This window comes from Enterobacter sp. UPMP2060 (assembly GCF_053709655.1).
The window spans coordinates 38,557-65,228 of the sequence record NZ_JBSKJQ010000016.1 but is presented as its reverse complement, the minus strand read 5'-3'; the positions used below and the strand labels follow the sequence as shown (position 1 = coordinate 65,228).

The following is a 26,672-nucleotide window of genomic DNA, read 5'->3' as shown; positions in this document are numbered from 1 at the left end:
CTGTGCTACCGCTCGACTTGCATGTGTTAGGCCTGCCGCCAGCGTTCAATCTGAGCCATGATCAAACTCTTCAATTTAAGTTTGATGCTCGTGAATTAAACTTCGTAATGAATTACGTATGTTCACTCAGAGACTTGGTATTCATTTTTCGTCTTACGACGTTAAGAATCCATGTCACTTTGAGTGCCCACACAGATTGTCTGATAAATTGTTAAAGAGCAGTTGCAACGCGGCGTTAAGCTCACCGTTGCGAGGTCCCGTATATTACGTTTTCCTCATTCAGAGTCAAGCGATTATTTTTGCTTTTCTCTGCAGGTGTTCATCTCTGAACCCCGCTAACCCGACGGCCTGTAAGCCGTTGTTCCGTGTCAGTGGAGGCGCATTATAGGGAGTTCTCAGACGTTGACAACCCCTCTTTTAAAAAAAACTTTCAACCGTCTCTTTTTTGCTCAAAACCGTGCTACAGCGCCAGTTTTTCGAGCGTTTCAAAGCCATAACGGCGTAAAACGGGTAAAAGTTGCTCAGTCTCTTTCGTGATGGCCATACAAAACGCGATATTCGCATCGGTAGATTTCGCATCCGGCGCTTCATGTTCCAGCAGCCAGGCCGTACGACGAGCGATAGCCGCACCGGAATCCACCAGGCGCGTCCCCTCCGGCAATACCTCTAATAGCTCTTCCTGTAATAGCGGGAAGTGGGTGCAGCCCAGCACAACGGTATCCGGGGGTTCAGGCATGCGCAGCCACGGACGGAGAATACGACGCAGCTCGTCGAGTGATACCGCCTTTCCATGCAGCTTCGCTTCAGCCATCTCCACCAGCTCAGCCGAACCCAGCATCGCAATCTGGCATTCGTTGGCAAAACGGTCGATCAGTTCGCGGGTATAAGGACGCTTTACCGTGCCTCGCGTTGCCAGCAGACCCACAATGCCGTTCGCCGTCAGGCGCGCGGCTGGCTTTATTGCAGGAACGACGCCCACAACCGGGAACTGGAATTTTTCACGCAGGGCGGGAAGAGAAACGGTGCTCGCCGTATTACAGGCGATGACGGCCAGCGCAAGGGGATAGCGCTTTTGTACCGCGGTGACGATTTCAACCACACGCTCAACAATAAAATCTTCGCTCTTTTCCCCATACGGGAAAGCGACGTTATCGAAGGCGTAGATGTAATGGAGATCCGGCAGGAGATGCCGAATCTCATCATAGACCGAAAGCCCACCGACGCCGGAATCAAACACCAGCACGGTGGGACGCGGATTAGAAGGTGTAGCTGCCAGACAAGGTGTATTCCCGTCCTGCAGTTTGGTAGCCATAAACTGTCTCGTAATCTTTATCGAACAGGTTGGCTATTTTACCACGAACTGTGAGATGTGAGGTGACAGGATACGAAACTGCGACATCCCACAGGCTGACACCGCCCATTTTTACTTTCTCAGACGGATAAGCACCAAAGTCAGTGTCGTAACGCGTACCGAGATAGTGATAAGTCAGGCTCCAGTCGAAATCATAGATCTGCGTGTCGAGCTGATATTTCACCTGCTGTTTAGCACGACGGTCCAGAAGTTCGTTGGTTGCGGCATTGCGGGCATCCACATAATCGTAGCCTACAGTATGCGTCAACGGACCCGTATCAAACGATGCTGTCGCTTCCACACCTTTAATGCGCGCTTTACCGACGTTATAATATTGCTGAAGGTTATTATCGAAGTCGATGAGATTATCGACGTCATTACGGTAGCCGGAGACGCGCCAGCTCACGCCGGCCGTCAGGCCTTCAAACGCACCTTCCCACTGCTTGCTCTCTTCGGGATCAAGATGGTCATTGCCATAGAAACCATAGAGTTGACCCAGATTCGGTGCTTTATAGGCCGTACCATAAGAAGCAACGAAGCGGTAACCCTCCACGAACTCCCAGGCCGCACTACTTTGCCAGGTGCCATGGCGACCGAACTGAGAGTTGTCATCGCTGCGAACCGCTCCTTCCAGAGTGAAGTCACCAAACTGCTGCAACCCGGTCAGGTAAACGCCGGTGTTACGCAGGTCGTAGCCGTTGGTCACGTAGTTTGTACCCGGCTCGGTGCTCTGCTTCTGCCAGTCAACGCCCGCGCCAATGTTTCCATGGCCAACATCAACGGAGTTCAGCCACTGGACGTTGTACTGCTTGATTTCATCCAGTGTGGCTGTCAAATCGTAGCGGCCCAAATTTGGGTCGTAGTTATAGTCCTTGCTGTGACTATAGCTGGTGAGCAGCTGTGAATGGAAGATGTCATCGTTGAAGCGCAATCCTGCATCCCAGGTCTGACTATAGAGCTGGCGGGTATCGACCAGTACGTCAGGGGTAAATGAACTGTAGTAACCGTCGTAGGCAGTACGGTTGCTGTAGCCAAAGCCGCGAACAAATCCGCTCCACTGCTCCGAGAATGCGTGATCCAGTGCACTATAGAGCGTTTTATTCATAAAGCCGTCGCGATCGGTCTGGGCAAGGCCACCATTGTTGCCGTCCGCAACCACATCAAACCCTTTGGTATAGGTGTAATCACCCGCAAGCGTGACGCGCGTGCTGTCGCCCAATGTTTGCTGAGTACTGCCGCCATAATTCTGGTAACCATGCGACCCTACACCTGCATTCAGCGTGGTACCGTCCTTCGCGCGAGTGGTAATAATGTTTACGACTCCGCCAATCGCGTCCGAGCCGTATACCGCCGAACGCGGTCCACGAACATATTCGATACGCTGCACCAGGGAGATCGGGAACTGGCTGAGATCGGACGACCCCGTAACGCCCGCCTGGTTAAGGCGGATCCCATCAACAAGGATCAGGACATGGCTGGAGTTGGTGCCACGTATAAAGAGAGAAGAGAGTTGCCCCATCCCGCCATTTTGCGCCGTATCCACGCCGGGCAGGCGACGCATAACATCAAGGACTGAGGTTGATTGCCAACGGTCAATATCGGCACGCGTAACAACGGAGGTTGCAGCCAGAATAGTTTTTTCAGGTTGTTCAAAACGATTTGCCGTCACCACCAACGAGTCGGCGCTATCCTGCGCCCAGCCCGAAAATGCCGTGACGGACAACGCCGTCAACAGCGATACTTTTTTAATCATTGTTAAAGCATCCACAATATAAGAAGGATGCCGCAGGCCTCATCGATAGCACGCGATGATGAAACCAAATGCGACGTGATCCCGGCAGGTCTTCGGGCTAGGTGGCTATATAAGGATGAAGACTTCCCATTTTCACAGTGTCTACAACACTCATCCCGCCAGACTTTACCGCTGCGCGTCAGCTCCAGATTTACACTGGATTCCCTTTTCACTCTCAGGAGACCGGAAACAGAATGCTACAATTAGACACGTATGGATGTCCAGACAGCTATTGCCCATTAAATCTGGACATCCCCTGAACAATGCCTACAATCCCCGCGTAATTCTTTATCACTCAGGACGCATCATGACCCCAGAACACCTCCCGACAGAACAGTACGACGCGCAGCTGGCAGAGAAAGTCGTCCGCCTGCAAAGTATGATGACGCCTTTCAACGCGCCCGTTCCCGAGGTGTTCCGCTCTCCCGTCAGCCACTACCGCATGCGCGCCGAATTCCGCATCTGGCACGACGGCGACGACCTGTACCACATCATTTTCGATCAGCAGACGAAATCCCGTATTCGCGTGGACAGCTTTCCGGCGGCGAGCGAGCTCATTAACCAATTGATGACGCTGATAATGGACGGCGTGCGCAACAATCCGGTACTGCGTAACAAGCTGTTCCAGATTGACTACCTGACCACGCAAAGCAATCAGGCGATTGTCTCCCTGCTGTACCACAAAGCGCTCAATGACGAGTGGCGCGAGCAGGCAGAAGCGCTGCGCGATGCGCTGCGCGCGCAGAACATCAACGTTCACCTGATTGGCCGCGCGACAAAAACCAAAATCATGCTGGATCAGGACTACATCGACGAGCGCCTGCCGGTGGCAGGTAAAGAGATGGTGTATCGTCAGGTCGAGAACAGCTTCACCCAGCCAAACGCTGCGATGAACGTGCAGATGCTGGAGTGGGCGCTGAAGGCGACGGAAGGGTCAACGGGCGATCTGCTTGAGCTCTACTGCGGTAACGGCAACTTCTCGCTGGCGCTGGCGCGTAATTTCGATCGCGTTCTGGCAACGGAAATCGCCAAGCCGTCGGTGGCTGCCGCGCAGTACAACATTGCCGCTAACCATATCGATAACGTGCAGATCATTCGTATGGCCGCGGAAGAGTTCACGCAGGCCATGAACGGCGTTCGCCAGTTTAACCGCCTGGAAGGGATCGATTTGAAAAGCTACCAGTGTGAGACGATTTTTGTCGACCCGCCGCGCAGTGGCCTGGACAGCGAAACCGAGAAGATGGTGCAGGCGTACCCGCGTATTTTGTACATCTCCTGCAACCCGGAGACGCTGTGCAAGAACCTCGAAACATTAGGCCAGACGCACAAGATTGAACGTCTGGCGCTGTTCGATCAGTTCCCGTATACGCACCATATGGAGTGCGGCGTTTTACTTACCGCACGGTGATCTGTAGGCCGGATAAGCGTAGCGCCATCCGGCGTTTTTGGCAGGTGGCGCTTCGCTTACCTGCCCTACAAATAAATTCATTACTCCGGTAACTGGCTCTTACGGCTACGCATGCGCGAGCCAATCCAGAACACCAGCGCCACAGACAGTACCGCAGGGAAGAAGTTAGAGCCGATATCCGGATACTCCGCGCGAACCACCGTGCTATACAGCAATACGCCCAGAATAAAGCAGGCAGCGGCCAGCCCCGGTAACCCCACCGGCATGGTGCGGTTCAGGTAACGTTGATGCAGGCAGTAAACCGTCAGCACCAGCGCAATAAGCGGGAAAATCGAAAATGGAACAATTGAGCTAAAAATAGCGGCAAACGTACCATTAATGGATAAGCCAGCGATCAATGCCAGCAACAGCGTCCCTTTATCCTGACCTGACTGTTTCATTACTCACCTTCACTCTTCGGTTTGATGTGCCAGTTTCTCTTGTTCACGGCGATACCAGTAGTACGCGCCTTTGGAGATCATCCTGAGCTGCAATACCAGTCGCTCTTCGAGCTGTTTGCGTTGTTCAATGCTGACATCCAGCGCTTCGGCACCCGCGCTGAAAACAATCGTCACCATCGCCTCGGCCTGTGCTTCAGTAAACGCACGCGGCATATGGTTTTCGAGTTCAAGATAGTCGGCAAGTTCCGCGATGAAGTGCTGAATTTCACGCGCGACGGCGGCACGAAACGCCGCCGATGTGCCCGAACGCTCGCGCAGAAGCAGACGAAACGCGTTGGGGTTATTGCCGATAAATTCCATAAAGGTCGATACGGAGGTGCGGATCACGCTACCCCCTTTGGCGATACGCTGACGCGCCTGCCGCATCAGCTGGCGCAGCATCAGACCGCTCTCGTCGACCATGGTCAGGCCCAGTTCATCCACATCACGGAAATGACGATAGAAGGACGTTGGCGCAATCCCGGCCTCGCGTGCGACTTCGCGCAGGCTCAAACTGGCAAAACTCCGCTCAGCACTCAGTTGACTGAATGCGGCTTCCACCAGCGAACGCCGGGTTTTCTCTTTTTGTTGTGCTCTTACGCCCATCACGATAGTTGAATCCTTCCAAAGGCCTGATGGCACTATACCAGAGAATAAAATTAATCTGTTTGCCTGGCTTTGTGAATGATTGTTTACGTGCGGTTTGTGCTCCACTGCCCGAAAAAAGCACAACGATAATTGGGTTACTCTGGCAATGATGTTATGATTCTGTTGCTTTTATGTATAAGAACAGGTAAGCCTTACCATGCCACATTCCTACGATTACGACGCAATAGTTATTGGTTCCGGCCCCGGCGGCGAAGGTGCTGCTATGGGTCTGGTGAAACAGGGAGCCAGAGTAGCGGTCATCGAGCGCTACCATAATGTCGGCGGCGGTTGCACCCACTGGGGCACCATCCCTTCGAAAGCCCTCCGCCACGCCGTTAGCCGCATTATCGAATTTAACCAGAACCCTCTTTACAGCGACCACTCCCGACTTCTTCGTTCATCCTTTGCTGACATCCTGAATCACGCGGATACCGTTATTAACCAGCAGACACGCATGCGTCAGGGATTTTATGAGCGTAACCACTGTGAAATTTTGCAGGGCAATGCGCATTTCGTGGATGAACACACCCTGGCACTCGAATGCCACGACGGTTCGGTTGAAACCATCACGGCTGAAAAATTTGTTATCGCCTGCGGCTCGCGCCCTTACCATCCGGCCGACGTGGACTTCTCGCACCCGCGCGTTTACGACAGCGACTCGATTCTGAGCCTGCACCATGAGCCTCGCCACGTCATTATCTATGGCGCAGGGGTCATTGGTTGCGAATATGCGTCGATCTTCCGCGGAATGGACGTCAAAGTTGACCTGATCAACACCCGTGACCGCCTGCTGGCGTTCCTCGATCAGGAGATGTCGGACTCTCTCTCCTACCACTTCTGGAACAGCGGCGTGGTGATTCGCCACAACGAAGAGTACGAGAAGATCGAAGGCTGCGACGACGGGGTGATCATGCACCTGAAGTCCGGTAAGAAGCTGAAAGCAGACTGTCTGCTGTACGCCAACGGTCGTACCGGCAACACCGATTCACTGCAGCTGGAAAATATCGGGCTTGAAACCGACAGCCGCGGTCAGCTGAAGGTCAACAGCATGTATCAGACCGCCCTGCCGCACGTTTACGCGGTCGGCGACGTGATTGGCTACCCAAGCCTGGCCTCAGCCGCTTACGACCAGGGACGCATCGCCGCACAGGCGCTGGTAAAAGGCGAAGCGACGGCGCACCTGATCGAAGATATTCCGACGGGGATCTATACCATCCCGGAAATCAGTTCAGTCGGGAAAACCGAGCAGCAGCTGACGTCAATGAAGGTGCCTTACGAGGTGGGACGTGCCCAGTTTAAACATCTGGCGCGGGCGCAAATCGTGGGGATGAGCGTGGGAACGCTGAAGATCCTGTTCCATCGCGAAACGAAAGAGATCCTCGGCATTCACTGCTTTGGTGAACGCGCGGCGGAAATCATTCATATCGGCCAGGCGATAATGGAGCAGAAAGGCGGTGGTAACACCATTGAGTACTTCGTTAACACCACCTTTAACTACCCGACCATGGCGGAAGCCTATCGGGTAGCTGCGCTGAACGGATTAAACCGCCTGTTTTAACGTGCTGTCAAAATGGCCATCCATCGAACCACGGATGGCCTCTGCCAGCTGCTCATAGCGGCTGCGCAGCGGTGAACCCGGACGATACACCAGGCCGATAGTGCGACGCGGCTCCGGCTTAATGCACGGCAGATAAACCACGCCGTCACGTTTACGCTCGCGCGGCACGGCCAGCGCAGGCAGCAGCGTAATACCGCTTCCCGCCGCGACCATATTACGCAGCGTTTCCAGGCTGGTTGCGCGGAAATGGGTATCCTCATCCGCACCCGCTTCGAAGCAGAAGCCCATCGCCTGATCGCGCAGGCAGTGGCCATCTTCCAGCATCAGCAGCTTTTCACCGGCCAGATCGGCCATCGGTACGCGATCGCGGTTCGCCCACGGGTGATCTTCATAGATCGCCAGCATCATCGGCTCATCAAACAGCGGCACTTCAATAAAGGCTTCACTCTCTTTCACCAGCGCCAGAATGGCGCAGTCTAGCTTGCCGCTGTCTAACTGCGCGAGCAGCTGATGGGTTTGCGCTTCATGCAGGTACATTTCGAGTTTCGGGAACGTCTGGTGCAGCATCGGAATGATGTGCGGCAACAGGTACGGGCCAACGGTTGGGATCAGGCCGATATGCAGCGGGCCGGACATCGCCTCCCCCTGCTGGCTTGCCATTTCCTTGAGCACTTTGACCTCGCGCAGCACGGTGCGCGCCTGATCCACCAGCAGAAGACCTGCCTGTGTGAACAGAACCTTACGACTGGTGCGCTCCAGCAGCATCACGCCCAGCTCGTCTTCCAGCTTGCGGATCTGACCGCTCAGCGTGGGCTGGCTGACGTGGCAGGAATCTGCCGCGCGGCGAAAGTGACGATGCTCGGCTAACGCTACCAGGTATTCAAGATCACGAATATTCATTATTCATCCTCCGTCGCCACGATAGTTCATGGCGATAGATAGCATAGCAACGAACGATTATCCCTATCAAGCATTCTGTTGAATAATACACCACATAGACGAGGCGGCACGTGTTTGACCCTTGACGTCCCCGCACCGTCAGCGAGTTTCTCTCAAAACTCGAACAACTAAAGCCAACGTGAACTTTTGCGGACCCCGTGGTCCGCTTTTTTTTTGCGTAAAAGAGCCCGGGGATAAAAGCAAAATGGCAACCGAAGTTGCCATTTTTAGTGTTTGCTCCCTCTCCCCGTGGGAGAGGGCCGGGGTGAGGGCACCAGCCCGCACTGTTCAAACCAAATCAAACCAACCGGTTTTTCGCATCCGCTATCGCCTGCGCCACCTGCTTAGGCGACACGCCGCCTTTCGCCGCACGTTTATCCAGACAAGACTGCAGCGCAAGGATCGGATACACATCATCCCCGATAACCGCGCTGAACTTTTGCAGGTCTGCCAGCGCCAGATCTTCCAGTGGTTTACCCTGACGAATGGCTTCCACCACCGCTTCACCCACAATGTGGTGCGCTTCACGGAAAGGTACGCCTTTCGCCACCAGATAATCCGCCAGTTCGGTAGAGTTCGCATAGCCCTGCTGCGCCGCTTCCTGGCAGCGCGGACGTTTCACCTGAATGCCGTCCAGCACCAGCGCGCCCATATGCAGACAGTCCAGCCAGGTGTCGAGCGCGTCGAACAGCCCTTCTTTGTCTTCCTGCATGTCTTTGTTATACGCCAGCGGCAGCCCTTTCAGGGTCATCATCATGCCGGTCAGCGCGCCCTGCACGCGGCCACACTTGCCGCGGATCAGCTCCAGCGCGTCCGGGTTTTTCTTCTGCGGCATCAGGGAGGAGCCTGAGGTCACGCGGTCGGACAGCTCGACGAAGCCCGCTTCGCCAGAGTTAAAGAAGATCAGGTCTTCGGCAAAGCGCGACAGGTGCACCATCCCGATAGACGCATTGGAGAGCAGCTCCAGCACGTGGTCGCGGTCGGACACGCTGTCCAGGCTGTTACGGGTGGCGGAAGCAAAGCCCAGCCAGCCTGCCAGCTGTTCACGGTCGATTTCATACGCCGTACCGGCCAGCGCGCCGCTGCCCAGCGGGCTGACGTCCAGACGCTTCAGGGTATCCTGCAGACGGCTTTCGTCACGCGCCAGCATCTCGACGTAGGCCAGACACCAGTGCGCGAAGGTCACCGGCTGCGCGCGCTGCAGGTGGGTATAACCCGGCATCACCGCGTCCTGGTTGTTCTGCGCGGTCTCCACCAGCGCGCTCTGCAGCTGACGGTTAGCCGCCAGCAGTTCGCCAACGGTATCTTTGCACCACAGCTTCAGATCGGTGGCGACCTGGTCGTTACGGCTGCGGCCGGTATGCAGCTTTTTACCCAGCTGGCCGACTTTGTCGATAAGTCTGCCTTCCACCCAGCTGTGAATATCTTCAGCATCGCTTTCGAGGATCTGCTGCGGGTTAAGACGCACCTCTTCCAGCAGATTGTTCAGCGCTTCTTCCAGCTGTAATTGTTCATCTGCGGTCAGTACGCCCACCGTCACCAGCGCCCTGGACCAGGCCACAGAGCCGACAATATCCTGTTCGGCCAGGCGGTAGTCAAAGCGCAAAGAGTCGTTGAACTGTTTGAACCGCTGATCCGCTGCCTGTGTAAAACGCCCACCCCAAAGTGCCATAACATGCTTCCTTAAATATCTTTGAATTTCATTGCCCGGTGGCGCTGCGCTTACCGGGCCTACAAAACATTAAATCGATTACGCCAGAATACGCGTGCCAATCGGCGTGCCGTTAAACAGCGCCGGAAGCTGCTCCGCGTGACGCCAGGAGGCGATATCCACCGGGCGGCCCAGCGTGCGTGCGGCATCCAGCGCGGCGTTCACTTTAACAATCATGCCGTCGGTAATAATGCCCTGGGCAATCAGCTGCTCGGCTTTCTCAGCCGTCATTTCCGCAATGCGCTGGCCTTTGCCGTCCAGAATACCGCTCACGTCGGAGAGCAGGATCAGATCCGCACCCAGCGTTGCCGCCAGTGCCGTCGCCGCCTGGTCAGCGTTGACGTTCATCAGCTCGCCCTCTTCGGTCACGCCGATAGAGCTCACCACCGGCAGGAAACCTCCTTCCAGCAGCGTGTTAATCAGCTTAGGCGAACCCGGCTGCGCCAGTCCAACGTGGCCGAGCTCTTCGTCGAGCTGGGTCACTTTTACGCTATCGCCATCGCCCAGATAGAGGCCGACGGACGCGATGTGGTGTTTCTTCGCCCACGCCAGCAGCGTTTTGTTCGCCGTACCCGCCAGCGCACCGGTAATGATGTCAATCTGGTCAGCAGGCGTGACGCGCAGGCCGTTCTTCTTTTTCACCGGCAGGTTGAGCCCTTTCATCAGCTCATCCACCACGCAGCCGCCGCCGTGCACAATCACCAGCGGACGCTGGTGTGATTCGCGATAGTTCACCAGCGCGGTAAACAGACGCTCCAGCGCTTCTTCGCTGTCCAGCAGTACACCACCGAGTTTGATAATTAATGGGTTCATCATCACACCTTAAATAAGAGCCTGCGTTTCCGGGAAACCGAAACGAATATTTGCACACTGCATTGCCTGTGCGGCAGCGCCTTTGAGTAAGTTATCTTCTGCGGCGACAACGATGAGATGCTCGCCCTGCACGGCAAAGCCGATGTCGCAGAACGGCAGGCCGACCACGTTTTTCAGCGCCGGCACGCCTTTATCGTACAGGCGCACCAGCGGTTTATCCGCATACGCCTGCGTGAAGGCCTCGTTCACCTGCTCTTTGGTCACGCCCGGTTTCAGGCGGCAGGTAATGGTTTCGAGGATCCCGCGCGGGAAGCTGCCCAGATGCGGGGTGAAAATGACGTCCGCGCCCAGATGCGTCGTGATTTCAGGGTGATGACGGTGATTAAACACGCCATACGGCTGAAGGCTCACTTCGCAGAAGCTGTTGGAGATAGCGGCCTTGCGTCCTGCACCGCTCACGCCGCTGGTGGCGTTGATCACCGGCCACTGGCTCAGATCCAGCAGGCCTGCGTCGATCAGCGGCTTCAGGGAAAGCTGCGCCGCCGTCGGGTAGCAGCCCGGAACGGCAATCAGGTCCGCTTCTTTCAGTTTATCTGCGCTCCACTCCGCCAGGCCGTACACCGCTTTTTCCAGCAGATCCGGATGCTGATGGGTGAAACCGTAATATTTTTCGTAAAACGCACCGTCGTTCACGCGGAACGCGCCGGAAAGGTCGAAGACCACGCAGCCAGCCGCCAGGAACTGCGGCGCCAGGTCGTGGCTGACCTCGTGCGCGGTGGCTAAAAACACCACGTCGACGCCGTCGGTAAACTCGCTGATGTCAGACATAGGCTGCAGCGGCAGATCGACAAGACCCTTAAGCTGCGGATGCAAATCGGAAATTAACTTTCCTGCATCATTGCTTTGCGCTGACACGGTCAAAGCGGTTATGGTCATATGTGGATGGCGATTCACGTAGCTTACAAGCTCTGCGCCCGCATAACCGCTAGCGCCTACAATCAGCGTATTCAACATCGGGTTCCTTTATGCTCAACGTTAATGTATTTTTATTCACATTTATTGCATGAATATTGATACTATCACGACCTAAGGTGTGTCAACAATGAAAATGAACTTACCGCCATTTATCGAGATCTACCGCGCCCTGATTGCCACTCCGTCCATCAGCGCAACGGAAGAAGCGCTGGATCAGAGCAATGAGTCTTTAATCAATCTGCTGTCGGGTTGGTTTAGCGATCTTGGGTTTAACGTTGAGGTTCAGCCCGTTCCCGGAACACGCCACAAATTTAACCTGCTCGCCAGCACCGGAACCGGTGCGGGCGGCCTGCTGCTGGCCGGCCATACCGACACCGTGCCGTTTGACGATGGCCGCTGGACGCGCGATCCGTTCACCCTGACCGAGCACGACAACAAGCTCTATGGCCTGGGCACCGCCGACATGAAAGGCTTCTTCGCCTTTATCCTCGACGCGCTGCGTGACGTGGACGTGACGAAGCTGAAAAAACCGCTCTACATTCTGGCGACCGCCGACGAAGAAACCAGCATGGCGGGCGCACGCTACTTCTCTGAAAATACGTCGATTCGCCCGGATTGCGCGATCATCGGCGAGCCGACGTCTCTGCAGCCGATCCGCGCGCATAAAGGCCATATCTCTACGGCCGTGCGCGTGCTGGGTCAGTCCGGCCACTCCAGCGACCCGGCGCGCGGCGTGAACGCCATCGAGCTGATGCATGACGCCATCGGCCGCATCATGACCCTGCGCGACGATCTGAAAGAGCGCTACCACTACGACGCGTTCACCGTGCCGTATCCGACGCTGAACCTCGGCAGCCTGCACGGCGGTGATGCCTCCAACCGTATCTGCGCCTGCTGCGAACTGCATATGGACATCCGCCCGCTGCCGGGCATGACGCTGAGCGATCTCGACGGCCTGCTGAATGAAGCGCTGGCTCCGGTGAGCGAGCGCTGGCCGGGCCGCCTGACGGTCTCCGAACTGCATCCGCCGATCCCGGGTTACGAATGCCCGCCGGATCATCAGCTGGTTGAGGTGGTGGAAAAGCTGCTCGGTGAGAAAACCGACGTGGTGAACTACTGCACCGAAGCGCCGTTTATTCAGACGCTTTGCCCTACGCTGGTCCTGGGCCCCGGCTCCATCAACCAGGCCCACCAGCCGGATGAATATCTGGAAACCCGCTTCATCAAGCCAACCCGCGAACTGATTACCCAGGTTGTGCATCACTTCTGCTGGCATTAAAACCGCACCGAAGAGTCCCCTCTCCCAGTGGGAGAGGGTCAGGGTGAGGCCAACAAATCGCATGATCTCCGTCACATTCCCATAAGCATCTCTTATCTGACGCAATGCGAATTAAATTTCGTAAATTGCCCGCATTTATTCGTTTGCTGAACCGTTTTCGCAGCAATTGACGACGGGGGTTTTACGTGGCTTTATAAAGGGAGATGACAAAATAATGTCCAGATGATTTTCGCCTGGGCATAAACAAAAATGATGGGGTGACTGGGTTTTTATGAACGAACAATATTCCGCGTTGCGTAGTAATGTCAGTATGCTCGGCAAAGTGCTTGGAGATACCATCAAAGACGCGTTGGGGGAGAACATCCTCGACCGCGTTGAAACCATCCGCAAGCTGTCTAAATCTTCCCGTGCCGGTAACGAGGCCAGTCGTCAGGAGCTGCTCACCACCTTGCAGAACCTCTCAAACGATGAGCTGCTGCCCGTTGCACGCGCATTCAGCCAGTTCCTGAACCTGGCTAACACCGCTGAGCAATACCACAGCATTTCGCCAAACGGCGAAGCGGCAAGCAACCCGGAAGTCATTGCCCGCACCCTGCGTAAACTGAAAGACCAGCCAGACCTCAACGAAGCCACCATCAAAAAAGCGGTGGAATCGCTTTCGCTGGAGCTGGTGCTGACCGCACACCCCACTGAAATTACCCGTCGCACCCTGATCCACAAAATGGTGGAAGTGAACAACTGTCTGAAGCAGTTGGATAATAAAGATATTGCCGACTACGAACGCAACCAGCTGATGCGCCGTTTGCGCCAGCTGATTGCCCAGTCCTGGCACACCGATGAAATTCGTAAGCATCGTCCAAGCCCGGTCGACGAAGCCAAATGGGGCTTTGCGGTGGTGGAAAACAGCCTGTGGGAAGGGGTGCCTAACTATCTGCGCGAGCTGAACGAACAGCTGGAAGAGAACCTCGGCTACCGCCTGCCGGTCGACTTCGTTCCGGTCCGCTTCACCTCCTGGATGGGCGGCGACCGCGACGGCAACCCGAACGTGACCGCGGAAATCACCCGTCACGTCCTGCTGCTGAGCCGCTGGAAAGCGACCGACCTGTTCCTGAAAGACATTCAGGTGCTGATCTCCGAGCTGTCGATGGTTGAAGCGACGCCGGAACTGCGCGCGCTGGCCGGAGAAGAAGGCGCCAGCGAGCCGTACCGTTTCCTGATGAAGAAACTGCGTGGTCAGCTGATGGCCACTCAGGCCTGGCTGGAAGCGCGTCTGAAAGGTCAGCGCCTGCCAAAACCAGAAGGTCTGCTCAGCCAGAACGAACAGCTCTGGGAGCCGCTGTATGCCTGTTATAAATCACTGCAGGCCTGCGGGATGGGCATCATCGCTAACGGCGAACTGCTCGACACCCTGCGCCGCGTGAAGTGTTTCGGCGTGCCGCTGGTGCGTATCGACGTACGTCAGGAAAGTACCCGTCATACCGAAGCGCTGGGCGAACTGACCCGCTATCTCGGCATCGGCGACTATGAAAGCTGGTCCGAAGCCGACAAACAGGCCTTCCTGATCCGCGAGCTGAACTCGAAGCGCCCTCTGCTGCCGCGCAACTGGGAGCCAAGCAACGAAACCCGCGAAGTGCTCAACACCTGTAAAGCGATCGTGGACGCACCGAAAGGATCGGTGGCCGCCTATGTGATCTCCATGGCGAAGACCCCGTCCGACGTGCTGGGCGTTCACCTTCTGCTGAAAGAAGCGGGAATCGACTACGCCCTGCCGGTCGCCCCGCTGTTTGAGACCCTCGACGACCTGAACAACGCCAACGACGTCATGACCCAGCTGCTGAATATCGACTGGTACCGCGGCTTTATTCAGGGCAAACAGATGGTGATGATTGGCTATTCTGACTCCGCGAAAGATGCGGGCGTGATGGCGGCATCCTGGGCGCAGTATCAGGCGCAGGACGCACTGATCAAAACCTGCGAGAAAGCCGGTATTGAGCTGACCCTGTTCCACGGACGCGGTGGCTCGATTGGCCGTGGCGGCGCACCAGCACACGCAGCGCTGCTTTCACAGCCGCCGGGAAGCCTGAAAGGCGGCCTGCGAGTCACCGAGCAGGGCGAGATGATCCGCTTCAAGTACGGTCTGCCGGAAGTGACCATCAGCAGCCTGTCGCTCTACACCAGCGCGATCCTGGAAGCAAACCTGCTGCCGCCGCCGGAGCCGAAAGCATCCTGGTGCCATATCATGGACGAACTGTCTGATATCTCCTGCGATCTGTACCGCGGCTACGTGCGTGAAAACAAAGATTTCGTTCCTTACTTCCGCTCGGCCACGCCTGAGCAGGAGCTGGGTAAACTGCCGCTGGGCTCACGTCCTGCGAAGCGTCGCCCGACCGGTGGCGTAGAGTCTCTGCGCGCGATCCCGTGGATCTTCGCCTGGACGCAGAACCGCCTGATGCTGCCCGCCTGGCTGGGTGCCGGTGCCGCGCTGCAAAAGGTGGTGGAAGATGGCAAACAGAACGAACTGGAATCCATGTGCCGCGACTGGCCGTTCTTCTCTACCCGTCTGGGTATGCTGGAAATGGTCTTCTCGAAGGCTGACCTGTGGCTGGCGGAATATTACGACCAGCGTCTGGTGAAACCAGAGCTGTGGGCGCTGGGTAAAGAGCTGCGCGAACTGCTGGAAGGCGACATCAAAGTGGTACTCGACATCGCCAACGACTCACATCTGATGGCGGACCTGCCGTGGATTGCCGAGTCTATTCAGCTGCGTAACATCTACACCGACCCGCTGAACGTCCTGCAGGCAGAGCTGCTGCACCGTTCACGTCTGGCGGAAGAAGAAGGTAAAGAGCCGGATCCGCGCGTTGAACAGGCGCTGATGGTGACGATTGCAGGCGTTGCTGCGGGTATGCGTAACACCGGCTAATACTCTATGCCCGGCGGCGCCGCGCTTGCCCGGACCTGTGACTGGTAGGCCGGGTAAGCGTTAGCGCCACCCGGCACATTTCGGTAGTCTTCTCATGCATTCCGATATCACCCGAATCCTGGCAGACCTGGTAAACCGCACGCTACCGCTGGGCCAGATTCATTTCTCAGCGCTGTCTGAACAGCATTCCCGAACATCTCCCTGCCTCGTCATTACCCTTGATGCCCCCTGTGAGGCGATATTTTCATCCTTTGGACACTTAACGCATCCATCGTCTAACGCCCTGAGCATACATTTCGGTAAGCAGCTGCTAACTATCGAGTTACAGCATGACAATACGCTTGTGCAGCAGCTCCAGGTTGCCCGCCGCGGTCCGCGAACGGGTGCTTTTCTTCTGCAGACGCTAACCGAATTACAGATGCAGCCGGATGAGCAAGAGACCGCGATACTGGTGGTATTAAGCTTGCTCAGCCACTGCCGGGATCTGCTTGGCAGCGATATCCACACCGCCAGCCGCAGCCGCGCCCTGTTTGAGGCCATTCGCCGCTTCATCGAAGAACATCATGCTTCGGCGTTAACCCGTGAATCCGTCGCGCAGGCGTTCTACGTCTCGCCGAACTACCTTTCCCACCTCTTTCAGAAGATTGGCAACGTGGGTTTCAACGAATACCTGACCCAAACGCGACTCGAACACGCGCGCCAGCTGCTGAAAGGCTACGATCTTAAAATCAAAGATATCGCCGCACGCTGTGGGTTTACAGACAGCAATTACTTCTGCCGTCTCTTTCGCAAGCACACCGAACGCTCTCCTTCCGAATATCGTCGCCAGTATCACAGCGAGCTGACCGCCAAAAAATAGCATTGTGATCGCTCTCGCACTTCGCTAAAGACATTACATTTGTCCAGTATTTGGCAAAATTGGCCTGTATCCGCCCTGCCTGCCCGCGTCTTATCCTTTATTCAACCTTTCTGACTTAAGGAAAAATAATGGAACTGTACCTGGATACCGCCAACGTGGCGGAAGTTGAACGCCTGGCGCGGGTCTTCCCCATTGCGGGGGTCACTACCAATCCGAGCATCGTTGCCGCCAGCCGTGAATCCATCTGGGACGTGCTGCCGCGTCTGCAAAAAGCCATCGGGCCGGAAGGCACGCTGTTTGCTCAAACCATGAGCCGCGATGCCGAAGGGATGGTGGCAGAGGCCAAACGTCTGAGTAACGCCGTCCCGGGCATCGTGGTGAAAATCCCGGTGACGGCTCAGGGGCTCATCGCGATTAAAGCGTTGAAAAAAGAGGGGATAGCCACGCTGGGGACCGCTGTTTACAGCGCGGCACAGGGCCTGCTCGCCGCGCTGGCAGGCGCGAAATATGTCGCGCCGTATGTAAACCGCGTAGACGCTCAGGGCGGTGACGGCATTCGCATGGTCCAGGAGCTGCAATCCCTGCTGGAACTGCACGCGCCGGACAGCAAAGTGCTGGCCGCCAGCTTCAAAACGCCGCGGCAGGCGCTGGACTGCCTGCTGGCGGGATGCGAGGCAATCACGCTTCCCTTAGACGTAGCGCAACAAATGCTCGGCACGCCAGCGGTAGAGTCAGCCATAGAGAAGTTCGAGCAGGACTGGAAAAACGCGTTTGGTAACCTCAACCTCTAAGGGAGAACTGTTATGGACCGTATCATTCAATCGCCGGGAAAATATATCCAGGGCGCTGATGTGCTTACCCGTCTCGGCGACTATCTGAAACCCCTGGCCAATCGCTGGCTGGTCGTCGGCGATAAATTTGTGCTGGGTTTTGCCGAAGAGACCCTGCGCCAGAGTTTTAAAAAAGCCGAACTGCACGCCGAAATAGCGCCGTTTGGCGGCGAATGTTCACAAAATGAAATCGATCGGCTGAAAAAGCTGGCAGACAGCGCCGACTGCCTGGCGGTGCTGGGTATCGGCGGTGGTAAAACGCTGGATACCGCTAAAGCGCTGGCCCATTTTATGGACGTGCCGGTCGCCATTGCGCCAACAATCGCCTCCACCGATGCGCCGTGCAGCGCCCTTTCCGTCATTTACACTGACAGCGGTGAGTTCGATCGCTACCTGATGCTGCCGCACAACCCAAACATGGTTATCGTCGATACCAAAGTGGTAGCGGGCGCGCCGGCACGCCTGCTGGCCGCCGGGATTGGCGATGCGCTGGCAACCTGGTTTGAAGCACGCGCCTGCTCGCGCAGCGGCGCAACCACCATGGCGGGAGGCAAATGTACGCAGGCTGCACTCGCGCTGGCCGAGCTGTGCTACAACACGCTGGTTGAAGAGGGTGAAAAAGCCATGCTGGCCGCGGAACAGCATGTGGTTACACCGGCGCTGGAACGCATTATCGAAGCCAACACCTATCTCAGCGGCGTAGGCTTTGAAAGCGGCGGGCTGGCGGCAGCACACGCTATTCATAACGGAATGACGGCGGTACCGGACGCGCACCACTTCTATCACGGTGAAAAAGTGGCGTTTGGTACGCTGACGCAGCTGGTGCTGGAAAACGCGCCGGTAGAAGAAATAGAGACGGTCGCAGCGCTTTGTCACAGCGTTGGGCTGCCGATCACGCTGGCGCAGCTGAACATCAAAGAGGATATTCCGGCCAAAATGCGTTTGATCGCGGAAGCCTCCTGTGCCGAAGGGGAAACTATCCACAACATGCCCGGCGGCGTAACGCCGGATCAGGTATATGCGGCACTGCTGGTGGCCGACCAGTATGGGCAGCGGTTCCTGCAGGAGTGGGAGTAAATAGCGTGAATAAAAATCCCCGCATCAGCGGGGATTTTTTTGCCCGTAGGCCGGGGAAGCGTTAATGCCACCCGGCACAACGGTTACTGCAGGTCAAACCGGTCCAGATCCATCACCTTCGCCCATGCGGCAACGAAGTCGCGGACAAACTTCTCGCTGGCATCGCTGCTGGCATAAACCTCTGCCAGCGCGCGCAGGACGGCGTTAGAACCGAAGACCAGATCGGCGCGGGTGGCGGTGTATTTCACTTCACCGCTGGCGCGATCGCTTCCGGCAAACAGTTCATTAGATTCGTCGGTTGCCTTCCACTGGGTGTTCATGTCCAGCAGATTCACGAAGAAATCGTTGCTCAGCACGCCCTCGCGGTCGGTAAACACGCCATTCTTGCTGCCATCAAAGTTTGCACCCAGCACGCGCAGGCCACCGATCAGCACCGTCAGTTCAGGCGCGGTCAGCGTCAGCTGCTGGGCTTTGTCGATCAGCAGTGACTCAGTGGTGGACACATCCACCTGCGCACGGTAGTTGCGGAAGCCGTCGGCAATCGGTTCGAGCAGGTTAAACATCTCGATATCCGTCTGATCCTGACGCGCATCCACGCGCCCTGCCGTAAACGGAACGTTGACGTAAACACCTGCCGCTTTCGCCGCCTGCTCAACGCCCACGACGCCCGCCAGCACGATGATATCGGCCAGAGAGGCTTTGTTGGTGGTGCGCTGGATAGCTTCCAGAGCCGGCAACGCGCGAACCGCTGCGGCGTTCACATCCCAGTCGCGCTGAGGAGCCAGCGCCAGACGCGCGCCGTTGGCGCCGCCGCGCTTGTCGCCGCCGCGGAAGGTCGACGCTGACGCCCACGCAACCGAAACCAGTTCGCTCACGGAGAGGCCAGAGGCAGCGATTTCCGCCTTCAGGCTTTCAATGTCTTCTTTCGACGGATTGAACACCGCCTGCGGCAGCGGGTCCTGCCAGATCAGATCTTCTTTCGGCACTTCCGGGCCAAGGTAACGCGATTTTGGCCCCATATCGCGGTGGGTCAGCTTGTACCACGCGCGCGCGAAGGCTTCGTTGAAGGCCTGCGGATCGTTCAGGAAGCGGCGGGAAATTTTCTCGAATTCCGGGTCAAAACGCAGCGTCAGGTCGGTGACCAGCATGGTAGGTTTGCGTTTTTTCGACGGGTCGAACGGATCGGGCATGATTTCCGGCGCATCCACGGCTTCAAACTGAATCGCCCCCGCCGGGCTGCGGGTCTGCACCCATTCGTATTTGAACAGGTTCTCGAAGAAGTAGTTGCTCCACTGGGTCGGGGTTTGCGACCAGATAACTTCCAGACCGGAGGTAATGGCATCTGCGCCAATTCCCGTGCCGTGCGTGCTGGCCCAGCCCAGGCCCTGCGCTTCAATCGGCGAGGCTTCCGGGTCGGTGCCGACGTGCGTGGCTTCACCCGCGCCGTGGGTTTTGCCAAGGGTGTGGCCGCCCGCGATCAGCGCAACGGTCTCTTCGTCGTTCATCCCCATGTTGCCGAAGGTGGCACGAATGGCCGCCGCAGCAGACAGAGGTTCACCGCTGGCGTTTGGCCCTTCCGGGTTCACATAAATCAGGCCCATTTCGGTGGCGGCCAGCGGTCGCTTCGCCAGCGCCTCCGGGTCACGGTGGGTTAGCCAGGCTTTTTCATCTCCCCAGTTCACGTCCAGGTCTGGTTCCCAGACGTCTTCACGCCCGGCACCGAAACCAAAGGTACGGAAGCCGGAGTTCTCCAGCGCCACGTTACCCGCGAGGATAAACAGGTCGGCCCAGGAAATTTTTTGTCCGTATTTTTGCTTGATGGGCCACAGCAGACGGCGCGCCTTATCCAGGCTCACGTTATCCGGCCAGGAGTTCAGCGGCGCAAAGCGCTGTTGACCGCGGCCTGCGCCACCGCGCCCGTCAACGGAGCGATAGGTACCCGCGCCGTGCCAGGCCATACGGATAAACAGGCCCGCATAGCTGCCCCAGTCGGCAGGCCACCACGGTTGAGAGTCGGTTAAAAGGACTTTGAGGTCGCCTTTAAGGGCGGAGTAATCAAGTTTGCTGAATTCTTTGCGGTAGTCGAAGTCTTCACCCAGCGGGTTCGAACGATTGGAATGTTGGTTAAGAAGATCGATGCGGAGTTGTTTTGGCCACCAGTCGCGGCTGCCTGTACCTGCCCCCGCGCTGTGATCGACGCCGCCCTGGTGGAACGGGCATTTGCCGACCGATGCCGCTTTATTGGTCTCGTCTGACGTGCTCATCGCTATGCTCCCTTTTACAGTGTTACCGTTACGATATACACCACTAGCAATAAGTTATAGTTGAATTAATCCACAGATTCGATAGCTAATACCTTTTAACTATTCGCGTAACTAAAAAGCCCTCATAATACGAGGGCTTTGTGCTTATTACGCCGGACGAACACCCAGCGTATGGCAAATGGCGTAGCTCATCTCCGCGCGGTTCAGCGTATAGAAGTGGAAATCTTTCACCCCTTCACGGCTTAAAATTTTCACCATGTCCATCGCGATATTGGCCCCCACCAGCTTGCGGGTTTCCGGGTCGTCGTCCAGCCCTTCGTACATTTTGGACATCCACAGCGGAATGCGGACATTGGTCATATCGGCGAACTTCTTCGCCTGTTTGAAGTTAGAGACCGGCAGAATACCCGGGATAATTTCAACGTCGATGCCCGCGGAGACGCAGCGGTCACGGAAACGCAGGTAGCTTTCCACATCAAAGAAGAACTGGGTAATGGCGCGGTTCGCGCCGGCGTCCACTTTACGCCTGAGGTTCAGCAGATCGGCCTGGGCGCTTTTCGCTTCCGGATGCACCTCAGGATAAGCGGCAACGGAGATATCAAAGTCAGCCACCTCTTTCAGCAGCGCGACCAGATCGGCGGCATACATGTCCGGCTTACCGCTGCCCGGCGGCAGGTCACCGCGCAGAGCGACGATATGACGAATGCCGTTATTCCAGTAATCCTGAGCGATGGCCCGCAGTTCGTCGCGGGTGGCGTCGATACAGGTGAGGTGCGGCGCCGCTTCCAGACCGGTACGATCTTTGATGCCTTTAATGATGCTGTGCGTACGGTCACGCTCGCCGGAGTTAGCACCGTAAGTCACGGAGACGAACTTCGGCTTCAGGCTGCTGAGACGATCGATAGAGCTCCACAGAGTTTGCTCCATTTCACTGGTGCGCGGCGGGAAAAATTCAAAAGAGACGTTAATCTGGCCGTTTACTTCGGCCAGGCTCTGATTCAGTGCTTCCCGCTGGTTGGCGTGAAAAAAGCTCATACCTTACCTCTATCAATCGCATGTCGTTATTTGTTGTGTTGTGAACTTCTATACGTTTAGACGTCCAGATGTAAAAATGACGGAAAAGCGGAGGGACGTCAACATAAATAATCAACAATAACGGTGAGGTTTGCTCAGGGAATATGAGGGAAATTCAGGATGAGGGTGAGTGCGGTCTGATGCCCTCACCCTAACCCTCTCCCGCAGGGAGAGGGAAATTCAGGCTTTACAGCAGCTTAGCCAGACGGTTGATGTCGGACTGAATGGCTCCAGCGGTGACATCACGACCCGCGCCAGGCCCGCGGATCACCAGCGGGTTATCGCGATACCAGCGGCTTTCGATGGCGAAGACGTTATCGCACGGCAGCAGCGCCGCCAGCGGATGTTCAGGACGCACCGCCTCGACGCCGACTCGCGCTTTTCCGTTGGCCTCGAAACGCGCCACATAGCGCAGTACCAGCCCCATCTCGTTCGCCGCTTCCAGACGCTGTACCATCTGCTCGTTAAGCTCTTCACCATTTTCAAAGAAATGATCCACAGAACCTTCTTCACAGCCGGCAGGCACCAGCGATTCGACGCGTACGGAATCCGGTTCGATGTCATAACCGGCTTCACGCGCCAGGATCACCAGCTTACGCATCACGTCTTTGCCGGAAAGGTCAACGCGCGGATCGGGCTCGGTTAAGCCCTGCTGCCACGCCTGATCCACCAGGTCGGTGAACGGTACGGTGCCGTCAAACTGCAGGAACAGCCAGGAGAGCGTGCCGGAGAAGATACCGCTCAGCGCCAGAATGCTGTCGCCGCTTTCAATCAGGTCACGCACGGTGTGGTTAACCGGCAGGCCAGCCCCAACGGTGGCGTTATAGAGCCAGTGGCGCCCTGTTTTTTCAAACGCATCGTGGATCTGGCGGTATTTATCGGTGCTGCTTGCCCCCGCCAGCTTGTTCGCACTGATGACGTGGAAACCGTGGCTGGCGAAATCCAGATACTGATCCGCAAGCTGTTCGCTGGCGGTAACGTCCAGCACCACCAGATCGTCATACGGGTGCGCACGCATCCAGAGGAACAGCGACTCTTCATCCTGCTCAACCGCTTCATCATTAAAGAAGGCAAGCGCGCGGCTGGCGTCCAGCCCTTCGTAGTTCAGCAGGCTGCGGCGGCTGTCCACCACGCCCGCAAGAATGAATTCAAATCCGGTACGCGCCGAGAGCGTCACCTGTTCGCGGGCAAACAGTTCCAGCCAGCGGGAACCGATGTTGCCTTTCCCGAACAGCACCAGGCCGATGCGCTTTTCCGCGCGGAACAGGGAGGTGTGCAGACCCTGAATCAGGCTCTCGGTTGGCCCTTTGCGCAGGACGGCGACCAGGCTGATGCCCTCTTCCGACTGCCAGGTGAATTCCACCGGCTGGCCTTTCAGCTGCTGCCAGAAGCGGTGGCAATGCAGCGGGTTACGGGTGACGCCCGCGCCCACCATCGCCACCAGCGCCAGCCCCTGACGCAGGCGAAGCTCGCCCGGCAGGCCCGCTTCATCCAGAATTTTCAGCGCGCTGTCCGCCACTTCCGCGGTATAGCAGAACTGTAACAGCTGGCGATCGTTATGCACGCCAACGGCCAGCGGACGCACCTGGGCGCGTTTGAGGATCGTGTCGATATCTTTATGCGCCAGCTTGAAGTCCTGGCCTGCAGGCACCTGGAACTCAATCAGGCAGATGTCGTCGTGGCTGGTGACAATACGCGCCCCGGTACCGGACGCCAGCACGCGCTCAATACGCGTAGAGCCCTGATCCGGGGTGTAACTGCAGCGCAGCTGGAGGTCGATATCGCTGCCGGAAACCGGCTGCAGCGTGCGCGCGTGCAGTACCGGCGCGGCCAGACGCGCCAGCTCGCTGGCTTCGTCGAGACGCAGCAGCGGCAGCAGGCAGGCATCTTTTACTTTGCGCGGGTCCGCGCTGTACACACCGGCCACGTCGCTCCAGATGGTGACGCGGGACACGCCCGCCAGGGCACCAATCTGCGTTGCCGAGTAGTCCGAACCGTTACGGCCCAGCAGCACGGTTTCGCCCGCGTTGCTGCGGCTGATAAAGCCGGTGACGACAATACGTTTGCCCGGGTGCTGCACGAGCAGCTGTTGCAGCAGCGGGTAGGACAACCCTTCATCCACCTGCGGCTGCGCGGCGCGTTCGGCGCGCAGGAAATCACGCGCGTCGAGCCAGGCCGCTTCCACGCCCAGGTGTTGCAGCACGGCGGCCATCAGGCGCGCGGACCACACTTCACCGTGGCCCACCACTTCGGCATACACCGCGTCGGTAATTCCGCTGTCCAGCAGGGCAGCCAGACGCTCAAGGTCATGCGTAAAGGCGCTGATCAGCCCGTCCGCCACGTCCGCAGGCAGCAGGCCGGCAATCAGCTCGCTCTGGTAACGGCGTAAGGACTGTTGCACCTGATGCGCAGAAAGGCGATCGGTCTGGCTCAGTTTCAGCCAGCTAATCAACTGGTTGGTGGTGCTGCCCGCCGCCGAGACAACCATCATGTCACCCGGCTGTGAATATTCCGTCATGATCCCTGCAACGCGCAGGTAACATTTCACATCAGCAAGACTACTACCACCAAACTTGTGCAGTTGACGACCCTTCGCCCCTGCCTGCGCTATCACACTCATGATTACCCCTTGGCTGCGATCCGGAAGGCATTTTCCAGATCGGCAATTAAATCTTCAGAATCTTCAATGCCGGTTGAGATACGCAGCAGCGTCTCAGAAATTCCGGCGGCGGCACGAGCTTCCGGTGCCATACCTGCGTGCGTCATGGTCGCGGCGTGGGAGATCAAGCTTTCAACCCCACCTAAGGATTCCGCCAGCGTAAACAATGACAGCCCGCCCAGGAAGCGACGCAGCGTTTGCTCGTCACCGTCCAGTTCAAAACTTAACATCGCGCCAAACCCTTTCTGCTGACGCGCGGCAATCTCGTGCCCCTGATTTTCCGGCAGCGACGGGTGATAAAGCTTTTTCACCAGCGGCTGGGTTTTCAGGAAATCGACAATCGCCTGGGCATTGCGCTGCGCTACGTCCATGCGCGGCGATAGCGTGCGGATGCCGCGCAACAGCAGATAGCTGTCGAAGGCCCCCGCGGTGACGCCAATATTATTGGCCCACCATGCCAGTTCGGTGACAACGTCGGGATCTTTGGCAATCACCACGCCCGCCACCACATCAGAATGGCCGTTCAGATATTTAGTGCATGAATGCAATACCAGATCGGCACCCAGTGCGAGTGGGTTCTGAAGGGCCGGACTGAGGAACGTATTATCCACTACACTTATCGCTCCCGCATCCCTTGCGAGCTGACAAATTTTCGCAATATCGACAACGCGCAACAATGGATTGCTTGGACTTTCCACCAGAACCAGCTTCGGCTTCTCTGCGAGGGCCTGTTTCAGCGCCTGTTCGTCGTTTTGATCGACAAACAGCACGCGATAGCAGCCGCGTTTCGCCAGGCTGTCAAACAGGCGATAGCTGCCGCCGTAGCAGTCGTGCGGCGCGACCAGCAGATCGCCCGGTTTCAGGAACACCGTGGTCACCAGGTGAATGGCGGACATCCCCGTATTGGTTAATACTGCACCTGCGCCACCTTCCAGCTCGGCCAGCGCGCGCTGGGTCACGTCACGCGTCGGGTTGCCACGACGCGAATAATCATGCGCGCGGGGTTCATTAAATCCGGTGAAATTATAGGTACTGGAAAGATGAATCGGCGGGACAACGCAGCCGTACTGCTCGTCATCATTTAATCCGCTACGCACTGCAATAGTGGCCTGTTTACGCGTCATGGTGAGGGCTTCCTGGCGAATGAGGTGAAAAGTCAGGCACCAGAGTAAACACTGAAAGTATGGACGTCAATACATCTGGACATCTAAACTTCTTTGCGTATAGATTGAGCAATGCGCAAATAGCCGTTAAAATTATATGCTTTAGTGCACGCTGCAGCGGCAATATCCGTGCCACGGTATCGTCTCTACGGTAAACTAGACAAGATTGCGGTTCAAAACGGGTGGTTACAGGTTTTGCACCTTTAAATAAATGACTGAGAGGATTAAAGGTATCTCATGGCTGAATGGAGCGGCGAATATATCAGCCCATACGCTGAGCACGGTAAGAAGAGTGAGCAAGTAAAGAAAATTACGGTTTCCATTCCTCTGAAGGTGTTGAAGATCCTCACCGATGAACGTACGCGTCGTCAGGTGAACAACCTGCGCCACGCGACCAACAGCGAACTGCTGTGCGAAGCGTTTCTGCATGCGTTTACCGGTCAACCGTTGCCGAACGATGAAGATCTGCGCAAAGAGCGCAGTGATGAAATCCCGGAAGAGGCGAAGGTGATCATGCGTGAACTGGGTATTGACCCGGATACGTGGGAATACTGAGAAGCGGATACAAAAAAGGCACCTTGCGGTGCCTTTTTTTCGGGAAACTTATTTAGCGCCCGGGATGCTGAAACGCTTGTTGAAGCGGTCAACACGGCCACCGGTTGCAACGTCACGCTGCTTACCAGTGTAGAACGGGTGGCATTTGCCGCACACGTCCAGGTTCAGATCGTGACCCACGGTAGAGCGGATCTGGATAGAGTTACCGCAAGAACAGTTTGCAGTAATCATTTCGTATTTCGGGTGAATATCTTTTTTCATGGGAGAACCTCAGTTAAGGCCGCGTCGCTCTTCCAGCCCTAACGCCAGACACCA

General features: G+C 56.8%; 21 protein-coding genes, 1 rRNA gene and 1 riboswitch. Of the genes, 8 read left to right on the top strand and 14 right to left on the bottom strand.

The window, feature by feature from the left end:
• The 3 genes from ACWKXN_RS21170 to btuB form a co-directional block, all read right to left on the bottom strand.
• Positions 1-77, bottom strand: a 16S ribosomal RNA gene (locus tag ACWKXN_RS21170); the annotation flags it as partial.
• A gap of 383 nt (positions 78-460) precedes the next feature.
• Positions 461-1,312, bottom strand: a complete 852-nt coding sequence (gene murI, locus ACWKXN_RS21165) for a glutamate racemase (RefSeq protein WP_023309660.1) — start codon at positions 1,310-1,312, stop codon at positions 461-463.
• Positions 1,257-3,104: a TonB-dependent vitamin B12 receptor BtuB gene (btuB, locus tag ACWKXN_RS21160; protein WP_048978889.1), complete on the bottom strand. Its 1,848-nt coding sequence runs from the start codon at positions 3,102-3,104 to the stop codon at positions 1,257-1,259. Before btuB ends, murI begins: the two co-directional genes overlap by 56 nt.
• Positions 3,105-3,170: 66 nt before the next feature.
• Positions 3,171-3,346: riboswitch (cobalamin riboswitch) on the bottom strand.
• A gap of 104 nt (positions 3,347-3,450) precedes the next feature.
• Here btuB and trmA point away from each other — a divergent pair.
• Positions 3,451-4,551, top strand: coding sequence for a tRNA (uridine(54)-C5)-methyltransferase TrmA (gene trmA, locus ACWKXN_RS21155; RefSeq protein WP_048978888.1), 1,101 nt, complete (start codon positions 3,451-3,453; stop codon positions 4,549-4,551).
• 80 nt (positions 4,552-4,631) lie between these two features.
• Here the strand turns inward: trmA and ACWKXN_RS21150 are convergent, their stop codons facing one another.
• Both ACWKXN_RS21150 and fabR read right to left on the bottom strand, forming a co-directional pair.
• A complete protein-coding gene (locus ACWKXN_RS21150) occupies positions 4,632-4,991 on the bottom strand; it encodes a YijD family membrane protein (protein WP_008501783.1) in 360 nt (119 codons plus the stop codon).
• 9 nt (positions 4,992-5,000) lie between these two features.
• Positions 5,001-5,639 carry an HTH-type transcriptional repressor FabR gene (gene fabR, locus ACWKXN_RS21145; protein ID WP_008501784.1) on the bottom strand — a complete coding sequence of 213 codons (639 nt, stop codon included), beginning with the start codon at positions 5,637-5,639 and terminating at the stop codon, positions 5,001-5,003.
• 196 nt (positions 5,640-5,835) lie between these two features.
• Between fabR and sthA the strand changes: the two genes are divergently transcribed.
• Complete coding sequence (sthA, locus tag ACWKXN_RS21140; RefSeq protein ID WP_008501785.1) at positions 5,836-7,236, top strand: Si-specific NAD(P)(+) transhydrogenase; 1,401 nt, start codon at positions 5,836-5,838, stop codon at positions 7,234-7,236.
• Here the strand turns inward: sthA and oxyR are convergent.
• The 4 genes from oxyR to argC all read right to left on the bottom strand — a co-directional run bounded on the left by oxyR (position 7,219) and on the right by argC (position 11,713).
• A complete protein-coding gene (gene oxyR / locus ACWKXN_RS21135) occupies positions 7,219-8,136 on the bottom strand; it encodes a DNA-binding transcriptional regulator OxyR (protein WP_454544289.1) in 918 nt (305 codons plus the stop codon). The two genes, sthA and oxyR, sit on opposite strands and share 18 nt — an antisense overlap.
• 337 nt (positions 8,137-8,473) lie before the next feature.
• Positions 8,474-9,847, bottom strand: coding sequence for an argininosuccinate lyase (gene argH / locus ACWKXN_RS21130; protein ID WP_320718349.1), 1,374 nt, complete (start codon positions 9,845-9,847; stop codon positions 8,474-8,476).
• Positions 9,848-9,925: 78 nt separating this feature from the next.
• Entirely contained in the window at positions 9,926-10,702 is a 777-nt protein-coding gene (gene argB / locus ACWKXN_RS21125) for an acetylglutamate kinase (protein ID WP_090420882.1), read from the bottom strand.
• 6 nt (positions 10,703-10,708) lie between these two features.
• Entirely contained in the window at positions 10,709-11,713 is a 1,005-nt protein-coding gene (argC, locus tag ACWKXN_RS21120) for an N-acetyl-gamma-glutamyl-phosphate reductase (RefSeq protein ID WP_032662767.1), read from the bottom strand.
• Positions 11,714-11,801: 88 nt separating this feature from the next.
• Between argC and argE the strand changes: the two genes are divergently transcribed.
• The 5 genes from argE (at position 11,802) to gldA (ending at position 18,642) form a co-directional block, all read left to right on the top strand.
• The gene (gene argE / locus ACWKXN_RS21115; protein ID WP_454544288.1) at positions 11,802-12,953 is read left to right on the top strand and encodes an acetylornithine deacetylase; all 1,152 of its coding nucleotides are present in this window, start codon (positions 11,802-11,804) and stop codon (positions 12,951-12,953) included.
• A gap of 271 nt (positions 12,954-13,224) precedes the next feature.
• Positions 13,225-15,876: a phosphoenolpyruvate carboxylase gene (gene ppc, locus ACWKXN_RS21110; RefSeq protein WP_224979739.1), complete on the top strand. Its 2,652-nt coding sequence runs from the start codon at positions 13,225-13,227 to the stop codon at positions 15,874-15,876.
• Between the two features lie 94 nt (positions 15,877-15,970).
• A complete protein-coding gene (locus ACWKXN_RS21105; RefSeq protein ID WP_058841961.1) occupies positions 15,971-16,735 on the top strand; it encodes a helix-turn-helix transcriptional regulator in 765 nt (254 codons plus the stop codon).
• A gap of 128 nt (positions 16,736-16,863) precedes the next feature.
• On the top strand, positions 16,864-17,526 hold the full coding sequence (gene fsa / locus ACWKXN_RS21100; RefSeq protein WP_320718352.1) for a fructose-6-phosphate aldolase: 663 nt from the start codon (positions 16,864-16,866) through the stop codon (positions 17,524-17,526).
• Positions 17,527-17,538: 12 nt separating this feature from the next.
• The gene (gene gldA / locus ACWKXN_RS21095; RefSeq protein WP_008501794.1) at positions 17,539-18,642 is read left to right on the top strand and encodes a bifunctional L-1,2-propanediol dehydrogenase/glycerol dehydrogenase; all 1,104 of its coding nucleotides are present in this window, start codon (positions 17,539-17,541) and stop codon (positions 18,640-18,642) included.
• Between the two features lie 83 nt (positions 18,643-18,725).
• Here gldA and katG read toward each other — a convergent pair whose 3' ends face one another.
• The 4 genes from katG to metB form a co-directional block, all read right to left on the bottom strand.
• Complete coding sequence (gene katG / locus ACWKXN_RS21090) at positions 18,726-20,906, bottom strand: catalase/peroxidase HPI (RefSeq protein ID WP_454544287.1); 2,181 nt, start codon at positions 20,904-20,906, stop codon at positions 18,726-18,728.
• Between the two features lie 147 nt (positions 20,907-21,053).
• Complete coding sequence (gene metF, locus ACWKXN_RS21085) at positions 21,054-21,941, bottom strand: methylenetetrahydrofolate reductase (protein WP_033146931.1); 888 nt, start codon at positions 21,939-21,941, stop codon at positions 21,054-21,056.
• 226 nt (positions 21,942-22,167) lie between these two features.
• Positions 22,168-24,600 carry a bifunctional aspartate kinase/homoserine dehydrogenase II gene (locus ACWKXN_RS21080; protein WP_033146932.1) on the bottom strand — a complete coding sequence of 811 codons (2,433 nt, stop codon included), beginning with the start codon at positions 24,598-24,600 and terminating at the stop codon, positions 22,168-22,170.
• A 2-nt stretch (positions 24,601-24,602) separates the two neighbouring features.
• Positions 24,603-25,763, bottom strand: a complete 1,161-nt coding sequence (metB, locus tag ACWKXN_RS21075; protein ID WP_048978884.1) for a cystathionine gamma-synthase — start codon at positions 25,761-25,763, stop codon at positions 24,603-24,605.
• Positions 25,764-26,039: 276 nt separating this feature from the next.
• Here metB and metJ point away from each other — a divergent pair, with 276 nt between their 5' ends.
• A complete protein-coding gene (metJ, locus tag ACWKXN_RS21070; protein ID WP_007369220.1) occupies positions 26,040-26,357 on the top strand; it encodes a met regulon transcriptional regulator MetJ in 318 nt (105 codons plus the stop codon).
• Positions 26,358-26,405: 48 nt separating this feature from the next.
• Here the strand turns inward: metJ and rpmE are convergent, their stop codons facing one another.
• Positions 26,406-26,618 carry a 50S ribosomal protein L31 gene (gene rpmE, locus ACWKXN_RS21065; protein WP_003862040.1) on the bottom strand — a complete coding sequence of 71 codons (213 nt, stop codon included), beginning with the start codon at positions 26,616-26,618 and terminating at the stop codon, positions 26,406-26,408.
• Between the last annotated feature and the right edge of the window lie 54 nt (positions 26,619-26,672).